This is a genomic window from Peptostreptococcaceae bacterium (assembly GCA_016649995.1).
Taxonomy (GTDB): Bacteria; Bacillota; Clostridia; order Peptostreptococcales; family BM714; genus BM714.
This window is the reverse complement of the sequence record JAENWJ010000005.1, coordinates 13,432-32,631: the sequence shown is the minus strand read 5'-3', so window position 1 is coordinate 32,631 and position 19,200 is coordinate 13,432. Positions and strand designations below refer to the sequence as shown.

General features: G+C 41.5%; 21 protein-coding genes. 19 read left to right on the top strand and 2 right to left on the bottom strand.

Annotated elements, in window-relative coordinates; translation table 11 throughout:
- Window positions 1-15 precede the first annotated feature (15 nt).
- From JJE29_02065 to JJE29_01975, 19 genes are all read left to right on the top strand, one after another.
- Window positions 16-2,151, top strand: coding sequence for a hypothetical protein (locus JJE29_02065; GenBank protein ID MBK5251415.1), 2,136 nt, complete (start codon window positions 16-18; stop codon window positions 2,149-2,151).
- 132 nt (window positions 2,152-2,283) lie between these two features.
- Window positions 2,284-3,159 carry a diacylglycerol kinase family lipid kinase gene (locus tag JJE29_02060; GenBank protein ID MBK5251414.1) on the top strand — a complete coding sequence of 292 codons (876 nt, stop codon included), beginning with the start codon at window positions 2,284-2,286 and terminating at the stop codon, window positions 3,157-3,159.
- A 20-nt stretch (window positions 3,160-3,179) separates the two neighbouring features.
- Complete coding sequence (gene yedF / locus JJE29_02055; protein MBK5251413.1) at window positions 3,180-3,767, top strand: sulfurtransferase-like selenium metabolism protein YedF; 588 nt, start codon at window positions 3,180-3,182, stop codon at window positions 3,765-3,767.
- Window positions 3,764-4,039 carry a DUF3343 domain-containing protein gene (locus tag JJE29_02050; protein MBK5251412.1) on the top strand — a complete coding sequence of 92 codons (276 nt, stop codon included), beginning with the start codon at window positions 3,764-3,766 and terminating at the stop codon, window positions 4,037-4,039. The genes yedF and JJE29_02050 overlap by 4 nt, the downstream gene beginning before the upstream one ends.
- A gap of 31 nt (window positions 4,040-4,070) precedes the next feature.
- Complete coding sequence (locus JJE29_02045; protein MBK5251411.1) at window positions 4,071-5,189, top strand: hypothetical protein; 1,119 nt, start codon at window positions 4,071-4,073, stop codon at window positions 5,187-5,189.
- 14 nt (window positions 5,190-5,203) lie between these two features.
- Complete coding sequence (locus tag JJE29_02040; protein MBK5251410.1) at window positions 5,204-5,911, top strand: CvpA family protein; 708 nt, start codon at window positions 5,204-5,206, stop codon at window positions 5,909-5,911.
- Between the two features lie 27 nt (window positions 5,912-5,938).
- Window positions 5,939-6,124: a DUF951 domain-containing protein gene (locus tag JJE29_02035; protein MBK5251409.1), complete on the top strand. Its 186-nt coding sequence runs from the start codon at window positions 5,939-5,941 to the stop codon at window positions 6,122-6,124.
- 132 nt (window positions 6,125-6,256) lie between these two features.
- Entirely contained in the window at window positions 6,257-7,429 is a 1,173-nt protein-coding gene (locus JJE29_02030) for a PLP-dependent aminotransferase family protein (GenBank protein MBK5251408.1), read from the top strand.
- 160 nt (window positions 7,430-7,589) lie between these two features.
- Complete coding sequence (locus JJE29_02025; GenBank protein MBK5251407.1) at window positions 7,590-7,874, top strand: 30S ribosomal protein S6; 285 nt, start codon at window positions 7,590-7,592, stop codon at window positions 7,872-7,874.
- A gap of 15 nt (window positions 7,875-7,889) precedes the next feature.
- Window positions 7,890-8,354, top strand: a complete 465-nt coding sequence (ssb, locus tag JJE29_02020) for a single-stranded DNA-binding protein (protein ID MBK5251406.1) — start codon at window positions 7,890-7,892, stop codon at window positions 8,352-8,354.
- An 18-nt stretch (window positions 8,355-8,372) separates the two neighbouring features.
- Entirely contained in the window at window positions 8,373-8,609 is a 237-nt protein-coding gene (locus JJE29_02015; GenBank protein MBK5251405.1) for a 30S ribosomal protein S18, read from the top strand.
- A gap of 143 nt (window positions 8,610-8,752) precedes the next feature.
- Entirely contained in the window at window positions 8,753-9,697 is a 945-nt protein-coding gene (locus JJE29_02010; GenBank protein ID MBK5251404.1) for a DUF2232 domain-containing protein, read from the top strand.
- Between the two features lie 15 nt (window positions 9,698-9,712).
- Window positions 9,713-11,704, top strand: coding sequence for a DHH family phosphoesterase (locus tag JJE29_02005; protein MBK5251403.1), 1,992 nt, complete (start codon window positions 9,713-9,715; stop codon window positions 11,702-11,704).
- 2 nt (window positions 11,705-11,706) lie between these two features.
- A complete protein-coding gene (locus JJE29_02000) occupies window positions 11,707-12,153 on the top strand; it encodes a 50S ribosomal protein L9 (protein MBK5251402.1) in 447 nt (148 codons plus the stop codon).
- Window positions 12,154-12,210: 57 nt separating this feature from the next.
- Window positions 12,211-13,110, top strand: coding sequence for a fumarylacetoacetate hydrolase family protein (locus JJE29_01995; GenBank protein ID MBK5251401.1), 900 nt, complete (start codon window positions 12,211-12,213; stop codon window positions 13,108-13,110).
- Between the two features lie 57 nt (window positions 13,111-13,167).
- Window positions 13,168-14,493, top strand: a complete 1,326-nt coding sequence (dnaB, locus tag JJE29_01990; protein ID MBK5251400.1) for a replicative DNA helicase — start codon at window positions 13,168-13,170, stop codon at window positions 14,491-14,493.
- Between the two features lie 19 nt (window positions 14,494-14,512).
- On the top strand, window positions 14,513-15,103 hold the full coding sequence (locus JJE29_01985) for a GNAT family N-acetyltransferase (protein MBK5251399.1): 591 nt from the start codon (window positions 14,513-14,515) through the stop codon (window positions 15,101-15,103).
- 142 nt (window positions 15,104-15,245) lie between these two features.
- On the top strand, window positions 15,246-15,428 hold the full coding sequence (locus JJE29_01980) for a DUF1858 domain-containing protein (GenBank protein MBK5251398.1): 183 nt from the start codon (window positions 15,246-15,248) through the stop codon (window positions 15,426-15,428).
- Between the two features lie 185 nt (window positions 15,429-15,613).
- Entirely contained in the window at window positions 15,614-16,900 is a 1,287-nt protein-coding gene (locus tag JJE29_01975) for an adenylosuccinate synthase (GenBank protein MBK5251397.1), read from the top strand.
- A 211-nt stretch (window positions 16,901-17,111) separates the two neighbouring features.
- On the opposite strand, the gene JJE29_01970 is transcribed toward JJE29_01975, so the two are convergent.
- Both JJE29_01970 and JJE29_01965 read right to left on the bottom strand, forming a co-directional pair.
- Window positions 17,112-18,113: an ATP-binding protein gene (locus JJE29_01970; protein MBK5251396.1), complete on the bottom strand. Its 1,002-nt coding sequence runs from the start codon at window positions 18,111-18,113 to the stop codon at window positions 17,112-17,114.
- Window positions 18,114-18,123: 10 nt separating this feature from the next.
- Window positions 18,124-19,167, bottom strand: a complete 1,044-nt coding sequence (locus tag JJE29_01965; protein ID MBK5251395.1) for a DnaD domain protein — start codon at window positions 19,165-19,167, stop codon at window positions 18,124-18,126.
- Window positions 19,168-19,200: the final 33 nt, after the last annotated feature.

Below are 19,200 nucleotides of genomic sequence, written 5' to 3'. Positions count from 1 at the left end.
AATTGGGGGACATAAATGATGGAGAAAGTGATGCTTCTTTCTATCCTGTTGATTCCATTTGTTGGGGCGGCAGCGGGGTTTCTAATTGGAGGAAAAAACGAAAAGCTTCGGGACATAATTAACGACATTATGACCGGGGTAGTTTTTCTTATTGTTATTTTGCTATATCCGTATATAGGAGGAAAAGGCTTGGAGATGGAGATTCCCGATATAATGGGTACTGGCCTATTTCTAAAGCTTGATGCGTTCAGGTACATATTTGTATCCATTACGGCACTGGTCTGGTTTCTTACGACAATATATTCGTCGCAATACTTGATCAAATATAAAAAGAGGAACAGATATTACGCTTTTTTTATTTTGACATATGCCAGCACAATGGGAATTTTTCTTTCAGACCACATGCTTAACCTATTCACATTTTTTGAAATCATGTCGTTTACTTCGTACTTTTTGATCATACATGATGAGGATGAATACACTCGAGATGCCGGACGGACCTATTTGACGATGGCCATAGCCGGAGGGATGATACTCTTGATGGGGCTTTTCCTTCTTTACGATTATACAGGGACACTTAGAATTTCCGAGCTCCCAAGCAAAGCTGCCAATATGGGGTCGGTTAAATATGTGATTGCTGCTCTCATTATAATAGGCTTTGGGGTAAAGGCTTGTATGATGCCTCTTCATGTGTGGCTTCCTAAAGCGTATTCGGCGGCGCCGGCACCGGCTACGGCGGTTTTGGCCGGAATACTGGCAAAGACAGGGATATTCGGGATAATGATTACATCGGTTGTAATTTTTGGCAAAAACTTCGAGATTTCAAGGGTGATATTCATTTTGGGATTGGCAAACATGTTTTGGGGTGGGCTATTGGCCATATTTCAAAGAAACCTCAAACGGATTTTGGCCTATAGTTCAATGAGCCAGCTTGGATATATTCTTATGGGAGTGGGTCTCATCGGGATGCTCGGTTCAAACAACAACATAGCAATCCGCGGAACCCTATTTCATATAGTAAACCATGCGATTTTTGAGGTTTTGCTTTTCCTTGGCGCCGGCATAATATATATGGTTCTTAATGAACTTTCAATCAATCACATACATGGGTTTGGAAAACATTTACACAAACTGAAGGCAGTATTTCTTGTAGGCATTTTGTCCGTCGCAGGAGTGCCTGGCTCAAGTGGATTCATTAGCAAGAACCTTCTACATGAAGCGCTTGTGGAGGCCGGGCACATCTATGAAGGCGTCGGCATGGGAATTGCGGAAATTGTATTCATTGTAAGCAGCAGCTTCACGGTTGTTTATCTTACGAAAATCTTCGTTGCTGTATTTGTAGAGGAAAGTGAAAAGTATTGGGGGCAGTTTAAGAACGAAATACACAAAAGGGCGCTTTTTCCGTTGGTTGCGCTATCAGGAATTGCAATCTATCTGGGGCTTAGGCCGGGATACATGTTTTCAATAATGGAAGAAACGGAAGTGTTTCTTGGAGGAGCAGGCCATGTGACCCACAATCTGTACACATATGAAGTTTTCTATAACACGGGGATAATCTTCGCGCTTGGAGCGGCATTGTACTTCTTGATAGTCAGGAAAGGGCTCATTATGCAGACGGAAGACGGACCAATCTACAGGAACCCGACACTCGGATGGCCGGATTTGGAGCAGAATTTTTACAAGCCTCTGGCCAAGGCGTTTTACTGGGGAGGGTACCATCTGTTTAAATACGTAGATAGGGGATTTGCAAATTTCTTTATTTACATTGAGGGATTATTTCATAGAGTTGGGGATATAAGGATGGATGTTGGGTGGTTTAAAAGAAAGGACTCCAAAGAAAAGGATGTCTTGAAAGACATAAAAGGAATCGGATTGAAGAACATTGTGACGAGTGTTGGAGAGAAAACGGCGGATTCCAAAGAAAAGGATGTTTTGAAAAACATAAAAGGAATCGGATTGAAGGATATTGTGACGAGCGTTGGAGAAAAAACAGCAGGTGCCAAAGTGAAAGAAAATTATGCAAAAGAGATAGAAAGCGTGGGACAACTTTTTTCACGAATGAAGGTGCATATGAACAGCATCATATATGCATTGTTCATATTTGCGATAATATTGATAGGCATACTGAGTTATCTAATCCTTAAAACTTGATATAACAAGTAAAACAAAAAGAGCCGATCCGCATTGAGGCTCTTTTTGGGTTGGGCTTATCCTAAAATAGTTGTTAGAAAAAAAGGAACACTTAATATATAATAGAAGGAGACATTTGCGAGGAGTGGTTATATGGACAAATATTGCTTTGTGCTGAATCCTACGGCTGGAAAAGGACGGGGGAAAAAGTATAGAGATAGAATCGAAGATTATGAAAAAAAACATGGGGTTGAATACAAAATAGTTGAAACCGAGTACCCTGGACACGGCGAAATTCTCTCTAGAAAGGCATGCAGAGAGGGTTTTACATATATAATTTCGGTGGGCGGCGATGGAACTCTTTTTGAGGTCGTAAATGGGGTATATGGGGAATCCGTTTCGGTAGGAATCATTCCTTGCGGTACGGGGAATGATTTTTCGAGAACCATATGCATTCCGACGAATTTTAAAAAGCAAATGGATGTGATCCACGGCGGTAATGAGAAATGGGTGGATGTGGGAAAGGCAAACGACAGGTACTTCATAAACGTTTTCAGTTTCGGAATAGATGCTTTAATTACCCGGGAAACACAAAAAATAAAAAAGTATCTACCTGGGACATTCGCATATGTAGCGGCTACAATAAAGATGCTAATGACTTATAAGCCTGTGGAAATCCATATGGAGTCTGATGATGGCGTTTTCAACGGAAAAGTAATGCTTGTCGCCTTCGGAAACGGAGAGTATTACGGAGGGGGAATGAAAATAACCCCCGGAGCCTCCGTAGACAGCGGGGATTTTCAAATATGCATAGTCAAGGCTTTGAAAAGAACTAAATTTCTGAAACTGTTTCCGATGGTCTTTAGCGGAAAACATGTCGACAGAGAAGAGGTCGAGGTATTTAGAGCAAAGAGAATTTTAGTAAAATCAAATGACAAGGTGCTGTTGAATGCGGATGGAGACATAATAGGGGAATGCCCTGTCGAAGTCAATCTGTTGCCACGGTCGATTAAAATAATTGTTCCATAAACTTAAAAGAGGGGTAAAATATGAAAAAAGTTGATGCAAGAGGACTGGAATGTCCCGCGCCCGTTATTGAAACCAAGAAAATCATGGAAGAGGGAATAGAGGAGATACTTGTTGTTGTTGACAATGATACTGCGAGCAGGAATATAAGGCGCTTGGCTGATAAAAAAGGATATGAGCTTACGGAAGAGATTAGAGATGATGGAATATATCTTAAGCTAAAGGGCAAGGATAGCGAAGCAGAAGGGGAAGTATCTTTATCTGAGAATGAAACAGGAGATTGGGCTCTTTTAATCCTTTCTGACCGTATGGGAAGTGGGTCCGATGAATTGGGAGAGATTTTGATGAAGGGATATTTCTACGCACTGACAGAAACAAAGCCATTTCCCAAAGCGGTGCTTTTCTTGAACGGAGGGATTAAACTCGCGCTTAAAGGATCTTCGGTGCTGAAGGATTTGAAGGTTTTGCAGGAACAAGGGGTGGAAATGCTGGTTTGCGGAACCTGCCTGGATTATTTTGAGGAGAAAGAAAACCTTGGAATAGGGGTTGTCAGCAATATGTACGATATAGTGGAAAAAATGAATGAAGCACCCAAGGTGGTCAGGGCATGACCGGAGACGGATTCATTGCGATAGTATTTGATTCTACACATTTGGCAATAAAGGTGGAGAGAAGGATTAAGGGGATAGTGGATTTTGAAATGATACCTACGCCCCGTAGCATTACAACGAGCTGCGGTCTTTCGATAAAAACATCTGGCGAAAGACTTTCGTTAATAATAAAGGAACTAAGCATAATGGATATTGATAGGGAACTGATAAGAATATATGACATTGGAGACGGAAAGTGCGTTAAGCCTAAAGAGATTTCATGGAGCGAGTAAATATGAAGTTTAATCAGGGACGGGGGATTCTATGAATGTAGAACAAAGAAAAGCTAGACGAAAGAAAAAAAGAAGGGTTCGCTGGATGCGGCTTTTGCTTTTTGCTGTCGCTGTATCTGCCGGCGCATGGTATTTTATTTCCGGAGGAACATTGCCCGACATACCGTTTTTGAAGAGTTTTGAACCTGTAAGAATCTATGCAATAGATATAAGCGAAAACTCGACGGAGATAGCCATAGAAGGCGAAGGACTGGTGGTTTATGACAATGGAGCCTTAACCTTCTACGACTTGGAAGGGACCTCGATTTGGAAAAAAACGATTGAAGCAAAAAACCCAAGACTGTTTGCAAATGAAACTTACATTGTTTTGGCTGATACCGAACAGGGTAAGCTATGGAGATTGAATTATGAAGGAGGAATTGTAAACAGCCTTGAAAAGGAATTTCCTCTGGGTGGACTATATCAAAATCGGGAGAATTTCCTGCTTTATTTCGGGCAGGAAGGAAATCTTCTGGATGTTATTGACGACAAGGGAAAGACCATTACGGAAATAACCATTCCTAAGGGATATATACTTGATGCGGCAATTTCAGATTCTTCGAATATAATTGCGGTTTCCACATTGAGCATAGATAACGAAAAATATTACAGCAGTATTCTTTTCTACAATCTTGATGGTATTGTTATGGCTGGAAACCGTTATGACGGAGAAATAATATTTCGAACATTCTTTTCGCGGAGCGATAACCTGAAAGCCCTTGCGGGCAATAGAGTTTTTTCTATGTCCCGGGAAGGGGATGTGTTGTGGGAGGAAGACCTTGAAGGCAAACTTGCCAGAGTCGATTTGGATGATTCGGGCTATGTATCAATGATAGTTGAGGATACAAATGGCGATACGATATATTTCGGAATAGGTGACGACGGCATTTTTTCAAAGAAAACAGCTTTGGATGAAATATCTACAGGGGTTTCCTTCAACGGGAAATACGGCGCGGCATTCATGAAGAGGTCAGTTGCAATATTTGATGACAATGGGAGGCTTAAAGGGAAGATAGAATCAGATTTTGAAATTGAAGGTGGAGGCTGGCTTGCGGAAGACAGGATAATGCTGGTTTACGAGAACCGCATGGAAATTATTGATATATATTAACCGGGAGGGACGATATGAATACGGCAGATATTTTTATTTTCGCAGTAATTGCATTTATGGCTCTGTTGGGTTTTTACAAGGGATTGATCCGCATGCTTTTCGGGCTTTTGGGTTTTGTAATTGCGGCCGTGGCGGCAAAAATGTATTATCCTCAGGTAAGCGTATATATAAGCGAGAATACTGGAATTTTCGAAAAAATTCGAAGCGGTGTTTTCAACCGTCTCGAGGAATATGCTGCAGCCAATCCCGGAATGCTGCAGGGAGGGGGGCTTACTGGAGAATCGCCTTCTGTTGGAATGGGATTTCCCAAAACAATCGAAGAAATGATTCTTAACAGCGAGGTTATAAAGGATCATGCCGGAGAGGCTATCGTCGATGTGGTTTCAAGGTTTGCGGAAGCTTTTGCAAGACTGGCCGTAGACGCCTTGAGTATCCTGCTTATTTTCATTGTGGTTAAAATAGCGGTTGCTTTGATTGCATGGATTTTGGACAAGTTGTTTTCGCTACCGGTTGTTAGGACATTTAAAAATGCGGGAGGTCTCTTGATAGGGCTGGTGGAAGGCCTGCTTGTAATTTATCTTTTGGCAATATTAATGATTCCTGTTGCATCTGCTTTTCCGGAAAGCTATATTGTGACGCAAATGCAGTCGTCTAAATTTGCTGTGCTTTTCTTTGAGAATAATTTACTTTTGCAAACGGTATACACATTCATACTGAATTGAAATTAAGAAAGGGGCGGTTCTATGGCCATGGATTTGAAAAAAGGCGATTTAATTACGACAAAGAAGAGTCATCCCTGCGGAGGCAATGTTTTTGAAGTGGTCCGTAGCGGGATGGATTTCCGCATAAAATGCCAGAAATGCCAAAAGGAAATATGGATTCCCCGTGTCAAACTAGAAAAGAGAATAAAGAAAGTGGAGCGTAAGCAAGAATAATTGAATGCCTACTTAATTTTCTTATAAATTCATACAAGTATACTGAAATACTTTTGAAAACACAGGTTCCGGTGATATAATAAAATAGGTCGGGCAACCATTTTTTAAAAATTTGTGGAGGTGCTGTATTAGATGAAATATGCGAATAGAATGGGAAAACTAAAAGCTTCGGAAATTCGTGAATTGCTTAAATTGACAACAAAACCCGAAATAATTTCTTTTGCGGGAGGACTGCCGGCTCCTGAGATGTTCCCGGTTGAGCAGATAAAGGCAATCGTTACAAAAATAATGGATGAGCAAGGGGAAACGGCACTGCAATATAGTCCGACTGAAGGATACGCACCGCTTAGAGAAGCAATTTGTGGTATGAATGACTTCGATTCGACTGTGGATGATGTGCTTATTACTAGCGGATCACAGCAAGGACTTGATTTCAGCGCAAAAATATTCATAAATCCTGGGGATGTAATCATATGCGAAAGCCCGAGTTATCTTGGAGCACTCAATGCATTCAAGGCATATGAGGCTGATTTCAGGGAAGTGGGAATGGATGAGGATGGCATGATAATGGAAGACCTCGAGAAAGTTCTCAAGGAGACCCCAAGAGCCAGAATGATTTATGTTATTCCGGACTTCCAAAATCCGACCGGACGAACTTGGACTGTAGAAAGAAGAAAGCGTTTCATGGAATTGGCAAACGAATATGATTTGCCGGTAATAGAAGACAACCCTTACGGAGCACTCCGATTCGAAGGCGTAAAACCTCCCTCGCTCAAGAGCTTCGATACCGAAGGAAGGGTTATTTTCCTTGGCACATTCTCGAAAACATTCTGTCCCGGACTCAGAATCGGATGGGTTCAGGCTTCCGAAGAAATTCTTAACAAATATATCCTCGTAAAACAGGGAGCAGATCTTCAAACAAATAGTCTGGCTCAAAGAGAAATTTATGAGTTTGTAACGAATTATGACTTTGCAGGACATGTTGAGCACATAAAGAACGTCTATAGGGGCAGAAGAGACTTGATGCTGGAATCAATTGAAAAGTATTTTCCAAAAGAAGCAAAGCATACTTATCCGGAAGGCGGACTTTTCCTTTGGATAACACTCCCCGAGAGAATAAATACGAAAGAACTTTCGTACAAGGCTCTTGAAAAGAACGTGGCGTATGTTCCGGGCGGTTCTTTCTATCCGAATGGCGATAAGCAGAATTCTTTCCGTTTGAATTATTCCTACAATACAGACGATAAAATTGTAGAAGGAATTAAAAGATTGGGAGAAGTAATAACAGAAGCCATGAAGGCATAAAAGACTAAAAAATCGAATCGATTGCTAAAAAAACCGCTTTTTAAGCGGTTTTTTTAATGTTTTGTTGAATTGCCGCATGCATCATGATATAATAATCGAGCTGAGACTAGCTCTCTGCCTTGCTTGAGCAGGGCCACACAGACCACAGGGAGGTGTTAAAATGAATAAGTATGAAGTTCTTTACATCATCAATCCAACCCTTGAAGAAGAGGCTCGAAAAGCAGTTATCGAGAAATTCAAAGGGATTGTCGAGATTGTTGGAGAAGTAACGGAAATCAATGAATGGGGAATCAGAAAGCTTGCTTATGATATTCAAAAGCATAAAGAAGGATATTATGTTTTGATGAATTTCAAAGCGCCTGAAGACTTGCCCATGGAGCTCGAAAGAAATTTCGGGATTTCTGAGGATATCATGAGATACATGGTAATGAAAATCGAAGAATAATTAAGGGGGATTTTTATGAACAATGTAACCTTGATAGGCAGATTGACGAGAGACCCCGAACTTAGATTTGTAGCTGGAAGCGGCGCAGCAGTGACAAAGTTTACTCTTGCTGTCGACAGAAAGCTTTCCAAAGAAAAAAAGCGGGAAATGGAACAGATGAACAAGCCTACCGCTGATTTCATTAGAGTGGTTGTTTGGGGAAAATCCGCAGAGATAAGTGCCAACTATCTGTCGAAGGGCAGTCTGGTGGCTGTTAAGGGATCCATAGAGACAGGTACCTATAAAGATAAGGACGGCAAAACTGTCTACACGACAGATGTTAGAGCCGATGCCTATGGTGGAGTTGACATTCTCGAATGGAATAGCAGCAAGTCATCGAACGAACCGAAAAAACAAAGCGCAAAGGATGAATTCGGAATGAGTGCAAGCGAATTTGAAGAGGACTTCAAAGAACTTGAGGACGACAACATCCCATTCTAAAAAAGGAGGGAAAATATAATGGCATTTATTAAGAAAAAAGGCGGCAGGAAGAGAAAGAAAATTTGCTCTTTCTGTGCAAATAAAACGACTAGCATAGATTACAAGGATACAAAGCGTCTCCAAAGATACATCACGGAAAGAGGGAAAATTCTTCCGAGAAGAATTTCCGGAAACTGTGCAAAACATCAAAGAGAGTTGACCAAAGCTATAAAGCGTGCAAGAATCATGGCTTTGCTGCCTTTCACGGTAAACTAGGGTTTTTTAGGGAGAAGTGTTCAGACACTTCTCCTTATTTATTACATTCATTACAACAAGCAGTTTGAATCGAAGCCCGAATAATGTTAAAATTCAACTACACCGTGTAGTATAGTTGTTATAATTAAGGGAGTGAAACGGATTTGAATACAGGAGAACGCACAAAAGCGCTTGTGGAGTCGGCTATGCTTTCAATAATAGCGGTTATCTTTGCAATTGCCGGTTTTTATATACCATTCTTATCATTCTTTATTATTTTCATACCCGTTCCATTCATAATAGTTGCGGTTAGGCATGATCTTAAGCATACAATGCTTGCAGTAACTGCCGCGTCTATTATCATTGGCAGTTTTTCAAGCCCACTGGTTGGAATATACATCGCATTGATTTCAGGGATAAACGCTTCCGTTATGGGTACGATGATAAATCAGGGCAGAGAGGTGCGGTACATTTTGATTGCGGGGTCGGCGGCATCGCTTGTGGCAACACTTTTAACCTTTGCCGTGTCGACATATATAATGGGAGTAAACACGCTGGTTCAATTGGAAGAGGTTTTTACCGGGGTTGTTGAATACCAGAAAGCCTTTCTTGGCGATGGAGGCGGAACGGCTGAAATAATAAGAAACCTTGAGATAATGAAAAGCACCATCTTGACACTTATACCGTCTAGCCTTATTTTTGGCTCGATAGGGTCGGCATGCATAAATTATATTGTGGCAGGAGCCATACTTAGGCGAACCGGTTTCAAATTTCAAACACTTGGAAAATTCGGCAGATTCAGTCTGCCAAAGAATATAATGATGGGGCTTTTAGTTATAATAACGCTTTCCTATGGGGCGTCCCGAATGAATATTGTAAACGGCGAGGCACTTTTCCTCAATGTTTTTTATCTTTTTCAAATAGCATTTCTTTTGCAGGGGCTTGCCGTTATTATGTTTTTTATGGAAAAATTCGGATTGCCAAAGGTTTTCAAGGCAATGGCGTGCATAGCGTTCATGATTTTGCCTACATTTTCAATAATGGCGGTAATATTGGGGCTTGCGGATTCCGTTATTAACATAAGACGATTTGAATTGAAAAAAGACTGACGTGGAGGTGAAAGCATGAATAGAAATAGGTTCTTCAAGGCATTGGTTCCGGATACAAAGATATATTTATGGATAATTGGCATTCTTGCATTGGTTATTTTCGCATACGACAAGGTATACGGCATTTTGGGATTGGTGTTGCTTGTGTACCTGATTTACTATAATTGGACCACGAGCTATAAACGAAAGAAGAAATGGACTCACTACATTGAAAGCCTATCTTCGGAAATTGATTCGGCTTCAAAATACGCCATTCTGAATCTCCCGGTTCCATTGATAATCCTTGAATTTGATGGAATGGTAACTTGGTACAACTCCAAATTTTCGGAAGTCGTAAAAGAAAAGGATTTGCTCGAAAGAAATATTGAGGAAATTATTCCGGGGTTTAAGATTTCGGAAGTGCTTAAGGAAGATACCGACTCTGGACGGGATATTAAATTTACAATAAAAGGAAGATTATACCAGACTCTTTATAATGTTGTAAAAGCTGACAAAGACAGATACATTGTTATTCTTTACTTTATAGATCGGACTGAACTCAGCAAATTGACAACCAAGTACGAGGAGGAGCAAACGGCTCTGGTGCAAATAGAGGTGGATGATTACGATGATGTAATCAGCAGTACCGAAGAGGGCAAGAGGCCTCTTGTCATAGCTGAAATAGATAGACGGCTGAATTTGTGGGCGACTAGGATGAATGGGATAATCAAAAAGCAGCAAACGGACAAATATGTCGTATTTTTCGATTCGCGGTACTTGGAAAACCAGATTGCTAAAAAATTTGATATCCTTGATGAAATTAGGGAGATTGACCAGGGAAACAAAATTCCGGTAACGCTCAGCATAGGCGCCTCGTTCAGAAAAGGGAACTTTGGACAATTGGAAGAGGACTCGGTTGCGGCCCTAGAACTAGCATTGGGAAGGGGTGGAAATCAGGCGGTTGTTAAGAAGGACGCGCTTTTCGATTTCTACGGAGGAAAGACAAAGGCATTAGAAAAAAGGAACAAGGTAAAAGCAAGGGTTGTCTCCCATGCATTGAAACAATTACTCGACCAAAGCTCCAGGGTCATAATAATGGGGCATAAGATACCCGATATGGATAGCTTCGGAGCATCGATAGGGGTATACAGAATGGCTCTCAACAGAGGTAAAGACGCTTTCATAGTAATGAACGGGGAGGAAGGCAACATAGAGGCTATTTATGATAAATTCTGGAACAGCAAGGGATATGCGTTCATAAAGCCCCAAAGGGCACAGGAGATATTCGATGACAAGACTTTGCTGGTTGTAGTGGATACCCACAGACCAAGTTTTGTGCAATGCCCGGAACTGCTGGAATTGACGGACAGAATCGTATTGATAGACCATCATAGAAGAGGAACAGAATTCATTGAAAACACGGTGCTCAGATATCTTGAACCGTATGCGTCGTCAACCAGCGAATTGGTTACGGAAATTCTGCAGTATATAGAAGACCGGATGACGCTTGAGAAAATTGAAGCGGAAGCTCTTATGGCGGGAATTATGGTAGATACAAAGAATTTTTCGTTAAAGACAGGGGTTAGAACCTTTGAAGCGGCATCATTCTTAAGAAGGGCCGGAGCGGATACTACAGATGTGAGACAATTGTTTAAGGATGATTTGGAGCTGTTTGTTTCAAGGGCGGAAATAGTTCGAAAGGCTGAAATTATTCGTGATGGAATTGCAATATCGGTGTGTGCGGAATGCGAAGGCAATATTCAACTGGTTATTGCGCAAGCGGCCGATACCCTTTTAAATATAAAAGGGATAAATACATCTTTTGTAATTGGAGCAAAGAAAGATGGACAGATATTGATTAGCGGCAGATCCTTGGGAGACATTAACGTGCAGGTCATACTTGAAAAATTGGGAGGGGGAGGCCACCTTACCGTTGCCGGAGCCCAACTCGAGGGTATAATGCCGGAAGAGGCCAGAGAAATGCTGCTCGCATCCATTGACGAATATCTTGAGAAGGAGGAAGATTGAAGATGAAGGTAATATTGCTAAAGGATATAAAAGGGACAGGAAATAAAGGGGAAATAATAAATGCAAGCGATGGCCATGCCAGGAACTACCTCTTGCCAAGAGGATTGGCAAAAGAGGCTACCCATGGCAATGTTAACGCACTTAACAAGAAAAAAGCTGCCAAGGTTAGAGGGGAACAGGAGCTGCTTGCCCAAGCGAAGGAAATGGAATTACGCTTATCCAAGCTAGAGATTGATGTAAAAGGCAAGTCTGGAGAAGGCGGCAGACTTTTTGGATCCATAACATCGATGGATATAGCGAAAGCCCTTGAGAAAGACCATAAGATTGTTATTGATAAAAGAAAAATAATGATGGAGGGACACCTAAAGGAAATGGGGTTGCACGAGGTTGAAATCAAGCTTCATCCCGAGGTTACCGCAAAGCTTATGGTGCGGGTAGTGGAGGCTTAAAATTGGGCGTTCAAAAGTTTGAATCGAATGCATTTTTCTAGTTTAAAGGAGGATTCAATGAAGTTTTTGACATATCTAAATGATGGAAAAGGAATTGCCGGTGTGCTGAACAGAGATGAAACGGCGGTTATAAAACTAAAGGACCTGCTTAAAAAAAGCGGTATAGAAATGGAGATGGATATCGCTGGACTTATCGAATACGGAAATGAAGAATTCTTAAAAGCGCTCGAAGAGATAAGAGACCGCTTCGAATATGATGAAATAGGAATTGAAAATCTCAAACTTTGCGCGCCTATTCCTTATCCTATAAGAAATTTGATTTGTCTGGGCACAAATTATGCGGATCATGTTAGGGAAGCGAGAAAGGCCTATCCCGATGCAAACTTCGAAACTCCTAAGGAGCCGATCTATTTTTCAAAAGCCGTATGGCCTGCTACGGGTGACGGGGATATTATTCCTTCGAACGAAGGCCTAGTAACCAAGCTTGACTACGAGGTTGAGTTGGCGATAATAATCGGCAAAGAAGGAAAGGATATTTCGCGAGATAAAGCCGAAGAGTATATATTCGGATATACGGTGGCAAACGATGTCAGTGCAAGAAGGTTGCAAATGGATAAAAGACAGTGGTTCAAAGGAAAGAGCCTAGATGGATTTTCTCCAATGGGCCCGTGGATAGTGACGCGGGACGAAATGCTTTTCCCGATTAAGCTTGATATGAAGGCATGGGTAAATGATGAACTGAGACAGGACTCAAATACAAATCAAATGATTTTCGATATTGCTGATATAATCGAGGACCTTTCAAAGGGAATGACACTGAGAAGGGGCGACATTATTTTGACCGGGACTCCGGCCGGTGTCGGAATGGGTTTTAATCCACCCAAATATCTTAAATCCGGGGATACCGTAAAATGCTGGATAGACAAAATCGGAACAATAGAAAACAAGGTCGAATAGAGGAAATATGCATTTTGGTATAGAAGAAATAGACAAATGAACGAGGCAGGTGAGCTGATGGATTATTTGGGAAGGATTCCTCCACACAATATAGATGCTGAACAATCGGTTTTGGGCGCAATGCTGCTGGACCGCGAGGCAGTTATATCCGTAACGGAAAAACTAAGGGACGAACATTTTTACAAGGAAAACCACAAGGAAATCTTCAGAGCGATGCTTGATTTGTATGGAAGGAATGAACCCGTTGATTTGGTTACCGTTTCCGAAGAACTTAAAAAAGCGGGAATTCTTGAAGAGGCCGGAGGCGTGTCGTATTTGACCGATCTTTCAAACGCAGTTCCAATTACTGCGAATGCAAGGTATTATGCCGATATAATAGAGGAAAAAGCGATACTCAGACAGCTTATAGATGCCGGGAAAGTCATTGTAGACAAGGGGTATGCATCATCAGATGTTAAGATGCTCATGGACGAAGCGGAAAGACGGATTTTTGAAATATCTCAAAAGAAAAGCACGCAGGCCTTTGCCATAGTAAAGGATGTGCTTCAGAATACCCTAGACTACATGGAACTCCTCGCCGGTTCTGAAAGCGGCTATACAGGACTTCCTACGGGTTTTCACGATATTGACAAAATGACTTCTGGTTTGCAGAAATCCGACTTGGTGCTGATTGCTGCAAGGCCTTCAATGGGCAAGACAGCCCTTGGCATAAATATTGCGCAAAGTATTGCAGTTAAAAGCGACAAATCAGTAGCTCTATTCAGTTTGGAGATGTCAAAGGAACAATTGGTTCAAAGGATGCTCAGTTCACAAGCACATGTGGAGATTACGAAAATAAGAACGGGAAAACTGACGGAAGAAGAATGGATAAAAGTGGCTGGTGCGACTGTTCCACTGGGAAAAGCTAAAATCTACATAGACGATACTCCGGGAATCACGGTCATGGAGATAAAGGCTAAAGCAAGAAGACTTAAAATGGAGTCGGGTCTGGATTTGGTTTTGATAGATTATCTGCAGCTGATGTCTTCTGATTCAAGGAGCGAGAGCAGACAGCAGGAGATTTCTGCAATCTCGAGGGGGCTCAAGGGATTGGCTAGGGAACTTGAATGCCCTATAATCGCCCTTTCACAGCTTTCAAGGGCTCCCGAGCAAAGAAGCGACCATAGGCCGATACTTTCCGATCTTAGAGATTCAGGGGCAATAGAGCAAGATGCCGATATTGTTATGTTCCTCTATAGAGACGAATATTATCATGAAGATTCAGACAAGAAGAATATAGGAGAGATTATAATAGCCAAGCAGAGGAACGGGCCTACAGGAACAGTGCATTTGGCATGGCTAGGCAAGTATACTAAATTTGGGAACATACAAAGAACGGTGTGATTTTAGGGGAGTGGCATCATTGAAAAAACATGTTACCATAAAAGAACTCGGGCGCGGTGATGTCGAATTCATGGCAGGATGGGGAACTCATGAAGACCCGCTTTTTCTTCATTACAACTTTCCGAAACTTTCACATAGGGAAAGAGGCCTTTGGCACCACATGAAAACATCCGGCATCCGAAAAAAGTGTTTTGCCGCAATAAATCAGGAAAATGATGTAATAGGATATATTTCGATGAAGCATATCAACTATTTTCGGCGCATAAGCGAATTGGGGATAGTGCTTGATCCGGCAAGGATTGGAGAAGGCTATGGCCCAATTGCATTAGAGAGTTTTATGGAAATGTATTTCGGTAAAATGAAGATGGAGAAGCTTTATCTGAAAGTTGCAAAGTTCAATGAAAGAGCATTCAAGGCCTATTTAAAGAGTGGTTTCAATATCGAAAATGAAGTTGTTGAGGTTTTCGAAGAGCAGGAAATAGAGGAAAAAATGATAAGAGAAATAATGAAGAAAAATCCATATCTATTCTATGAAAACGGGCAAATATTTTGCCAATATTATTCTATGAGTATAAGCAGGGAATCGTGGTTTTCCCCACAAAAAGAATAAAAATGTGGATAACTCTGTGGACAATGTGGACAATCGAACAATTGTTTGCAATAAACCCACGCAAAAACTTGAAAAAAGCTTTTCGTAGGGTATAATTAGCTGACTAGGAGGTGAGAATGTGGCGGAAAAAGTAACAAAGGATATGATAATAACGGAAGTTCTTGATATTGACCAAGCAACGGCAGCGATTTTCATGAAGCATGGAATGCACTGCATAGGATGTCCGGTTTCAAGTAGCGAAAAAATCAGTGAAGCGGCTGTAGTACATGGTATAGACGCAGATAAACTAATAGATGATTTGAATGCTTACTTGGAAAGCAAGTAAGCATAAGCAAGTTTAGCAAGCACTCTGCAAATTATGCAGAGTGCTTTTTGTCGCAATATATATCGAATGTTTTACAGAAATAGATGGAAAATATTCGTATAAAATTGACGCCATGGCAAAATTCTGTTAATATTTAATGGGTTAGGCGTAGAAAATAAATCATCACATATAAGGAAGGTGTAAGCATGTCAACAGTAGTTATCACCGGAGCACAATGGGGAGACGAAGGAAAGGGGAAGGTTATTGACTTCCTGGCAAGCCAATCCGATGTTGTTGTTCGCGGACAGGGCGGGAACAATGCCGGTCATACGGTTGTTGTGGGAGACAAGAGATACGCTCTCAGGCTGATACCGTCCGGTATTTTGAATCCTGAAGCCATCAATATAATAGGAAATGGAGTTGTCCTTGATCCCGAGGGATTTCTAAATGAAGTTGAAAAACTTGAAAAAGAGGGCATATGCACTAAAAATATACGAATAAGCGACCGTACACATCTGATTTTCCCATATCATAAGGGGCTTGATGATTTGGCGGAACGTTCACGTGGGGACAACCGGATAGGCACTACTAAAAACGGAATCGGACCCTGCTACATGGACAAAGTGGAAAGAAGCGGAATAAGAATGTGCGACCTCATGGATGAAGAGGTTTTTAGAGAGAAGCTTTCTCATCAATTGAAGCGCAAGAACAATGTCATACAAAAGATATACGGAGGAGATCCATTCGACGAGGAAGAAATGCTAAAGGCATATTTGGAATATGCGGAAAAGCTTCGTCCATATGTTGAAGATACTACAGTTACGCTTTACGAAGCGGTTAAAGCCGGAAAAAAAGTGCTTTTTGAAGGCGCGCAGGGAACTCTTCTCGACATCGATTTCGGGACATACCCGTTTGTTACAAGCTCGCATCCAATCTCCGGAGGATTTGCCGTGGGTACGGGAATAGGACCCAACTGCATCGAAGAGGTTTTGGGAATCGCGAAAGCCTATACTACAAGGGTTGGAAAAGGACCATTCGTTACTGAACAGGATAACGAAATCGGAAACAGGATACGAAAAGCGGGCAATGAATTCGGAACGGTCACTGGAAGACCTAGGCGTTGCGGATGGTTTGATGCGGTAATGGTAAGGTATTCGTCAAGAATAAACGGTATGACATCCATTGCGCTCATGCTTCTCGATGTGCTTACCGGCGTTGAAGAGATTAAAATTTGCATAGCTTATGATATTAGAGGCAATAGAGTAGAACATTTCCCTGCGAGTCTTAAGGACTTGGCAGATGCCAATCCGGTGTATGAAACCTTCGAGGGCTGGAATGAAGACATTACCGGAATAAAGTCCTTCGAGGATCTACCTGAAAACGCAAAGAAATACATCAACAGGATAGAAGAATTGGTGGATGTTCCAATAAAAATTGTATCAATCGGACCCAAAAGAAGCCAGACTATCGTTCGCGACAAGATTTTTAGATAGAAAAGATAGCGGGCAGCATGCAGCATGCTGCGGGTAGTTGGCAGGAAAAGAGGAAAAAAGAGAAAAATCGCAAAGCAAATCAAAAAACAATACAAGGGCAAAACCAACCTGATATGCATTTCGCATTCGGAACGGCAAGCTCTTGTATTTTTGTTTTTAAGTCTTTGATGTTTGGATTTTCCTGCCAACTGCAAGCTGCAAGCTTCTTTTGCTATCTATGTTCTTTTGATTGCGAAACCAAACGTATGTCCTTGCCGAAAAATTTAAGAGGCGTGTAGTACGCGTTTATCCTTGAAGATATACGGTAGCTGTAGACTTGGGACATCTCAAGGCGCGAAAGATTTGTGGAAACGACAGTTTTTTTCGATGCCAGTAGCCTCGAATTCAGTATGTTGAAGAGTTCGGAATTCGTAAAGGCATTCGTCATTTCGGTTCCCAAGTCGTCAATTATCAATAGGTCTGAATCAAAAAGCAAATTGTATGCCATTTCTACGGCAAAATCCTTTTCCCGGGAAAACTTGTGCTTTTCAAGAATTTCGAGAATCTTGAAGGCTGTCTGATATACGACGATGTATCCCTTGTCTATGAGGGCCTTCGCTATGCAATTGCAGAGAAAGGTTTTTCCTAGTCCCGGCTGACCGTACAGAATTAGATTCTTTTCTTTGGGATCTTTGAAAGTAAAGGTGAATCCTTCACATATGCTCAGGTTCTGGCTTATATTTTGTTTTGGCGTCAATTTTTCATCCCCATAGGGGGCATCTGAAAAAAGATCGAGATTGAAAGTTTTAAAATTTTCCCGCTCTATGACTGATTCGATGTTTGACATGTGGTATGCTTTTGAAATTAATTTCTGCTTAAAACAGCTGCAGCGCGTTCCGGATGAATCGAAACCGGTATCCTTGCAGTTTTCACAATCATATTGAAGATTAAGGTACGAAAGCGGAAAATTATTTTCAGTCAAAAGAAAGGCCTTTTCTCTTCGAATAGAGTCTACATGGTCTTTGAGTTTTTTTATCTCTGATTCAGAATCTGAAGTTCCGGAAAGTGTAATGCGAGCGATTCCCGCGCCGGTTGAAGCCAGCTCGGAATCTATTTTCCGAAGGGTGGGTATTTTTTTGTATACTTCGCCTATTCTTTGATCCAAAGCTTGCTCGTTCCTTCTTCGTATTTCTTCGTATTCTTTCATGATATCCTTGATATAATTGTTTTTCATGGAACCATCCTTATTTTAGGTTGTTTATTTCCTTCAGTATTTTTTCCAATTCGTCTTCCGAATAATCTGGGGCTGTCTGCTTGAAGTTGTGAAACTTGTTATTGCCCCTAGCAGCGGGGATGGAAGGCCTCGCCTTTCTTTTTGCATTGTTTTTTTCTACGGCTTCAGGAGTCTGTATTCCATCCTTTTGCCACGCTGTCAAGATGCTGTGTATATATTTTATGCTTGGCTTTGAAGTGTATATAGTATTTTCACAGGCCTTTAAAATCATGTCTATTGGGAATTTCCATTCAGATATCCATTGGTCCATCAGTTTCTTTTCCGCATTGGAGGGATTTCGTCCCGAAAAGCCCAATGCGTCGAATATGCGCTTGTATTGGAATTGCAGAATAGACTCTTCGTTTCTCCTTGATTCAAGGTCCTTGATAGAAAAGACGCCTTTGTCAAACCAGTTTTTCAAAATGCCGCCAATGTATTTGGATGTATGGATGCCTCTTTTTTCGCTTGCAGTTGAATAGGCCTCTATTACCATTACGGGGTGCATTGAGTAGGCCTCCATGTATTCGGAAATTTCGACGGCCTCATTGACTGAAATGGGACGCCCGATTATGTCCTCTATGGATTCAAACATCTTAGATGTTTCGGAGTCTGAACGTAGAGCTTCAGGGCTCCTACTTGGGGACGCTACAAATGCCTTCGGACGAGGAATGGTGTTTGAACTGAAATTATTGTCGATAAACAGCTGTCTCAAGGAAAAGAATTCTACCGAGAAATCAGTCGCATCCGTTTTGTTTGATGGGATTTTTCTTATTATTCCTTTGCCTTCCCAAAAGGCCCAGGCTCCAAGCACATCCTCGACTGTTAAGTTAAGATGGCGAGAGAGCATTTTGTTGCTGAAGTTCATTCCAAGGTCCTTATCGCAAGCGTACTTGTAACCCATAAGGTAGACCTTTACATATGTGCCGGGCGCTCCCGGCATCAGGTCGTTTATAAAAATATTTTCTATGGAAGTGCTACCGAAATCGACTTCCGTTGTTTTTCTTGTAAAGGTCATGGCAACTCCCCCATTGCAATAATTCGTCTTATA

Coding starts and splice junctions, on each gene's coding strand:
- JJE29_01980 (MBK5251398.1), top strand. CDS start 15,246: ATGATAATAACGGAAGTTCTTGATATTGACCAAGCAACGGCAGCGATT.
- JJE29_02045 (MBK5251411.1), top strand. CDS start 4,071: ATGAATGTAGAACAAAGAAAAGCTAGACGAAAGAAAAAAAGAAGGGTT.
- ssb (MBK5251406.1), top strand. CDS start 7,890: ATGAACAATGTAACCTTGATAGGCAGATTGACGAGAGACCCCGAACTT.
- yedF (MBK5251413.1), top strand. CDS start 3,180: ATGAAAAAAGTTGATGCAAGAGGACTGGAATGTCCCGCGCCCGTTATT.
- JJE29_02015 (MBK5251405.1), top strand. CDS start 8,373: ATGGCATTTATTAAGAAAAAAGGCGGCAGGAAGAGAAAGAAAATTTGC.
- JJE29_01995 (MBK5251401.1), top strand. CDS start 12,211: ATGAAGTTTTTGACATATCTAAATGATGGAAAAGGAATTGCCGGTGTG.
- JJE29_02065 (MBK5251415.1), top strand. CDS start 16: ATGATGGAGAAAGTGATGCTTCTTTCTATCCTGTTGATTCCATTTGTT.
- JJE29_02035 (MBK5251409.1), top strand. CDS start 5,939: ATGGATTTGAAAAAAGGCGATTTAATTACGACAAAGAAGAGTCATCCC.
- JJE29_02005 (MBK5251403.1), top strand. CDS start 9,713: ATGAATAGAAATAGGTTCTTCAAGGCATTGGTTCCGGATACAAAGATA.
- dnaB (MBK5251400.1), top strand. CDS start 13,168: ATGGATTATTTGGGAAGGATTCCTCCACACAATATAGATGCTGAACAA.
- JJE29_02040 (MBK5251410.1), top strand. CDS start 5,204: ATGAATACGGCAGATATTTTTATTTTCGCAGTAATTGCATTTATGGCT.
- JJE29_01970 (MBK5251396.1), bottom strand. CDS start 18,113: ATGAAAAACAATTATATCAAGGATATCATGAAAGAATACGAAGAAATA.
- JJE29_02050 (MBK5251412.1), top strand. CDS start 3,764: ATGACCGGAGACGGATTCATTGCGATAGTATTTGATTCTACACATTTG.
- JJE29_01965 (MBK5251395.1), bottom strand. CDS start 19,167: ATGACCTTTACAAGAAAAACAACGGAAGTCGATTTCGGTAGCACTTCC.
- JJE29_02000 (MBK5251402.1), top strand. CDS start 11,707: ATGAAGGTAATATTGCTAAAGGATATAAAAGGGACAGGAAATAAAGGG.
- JJE29_02025 (MBK5251407.1), top strand. CDS start 7,590: ATGAATAAGTATGAAGTTCTTTACATCATCAATCCAACCCTTGAAGAA.
- JJE29_02060 (MBK5251414.1), top strand. CDS start 2,284: ATGGACAAATATTGCTTTGTGCTGAATCCTACGGCTGGAAAAGGACGG.
- JJE29_01975 (MBK5251397.1), top strand. CDS start 15,614: ATGTCAACAGTAGTTATCACCGGAGCACAATGGGGAGACGAAGGAAAG.
- JJE29_02030 (MBK5251408.1), top strand. CDS start 6,257: ATGAAATATGCGAATAGAATGGGAAAACTAAAAGCTTCGGAAATTCGT.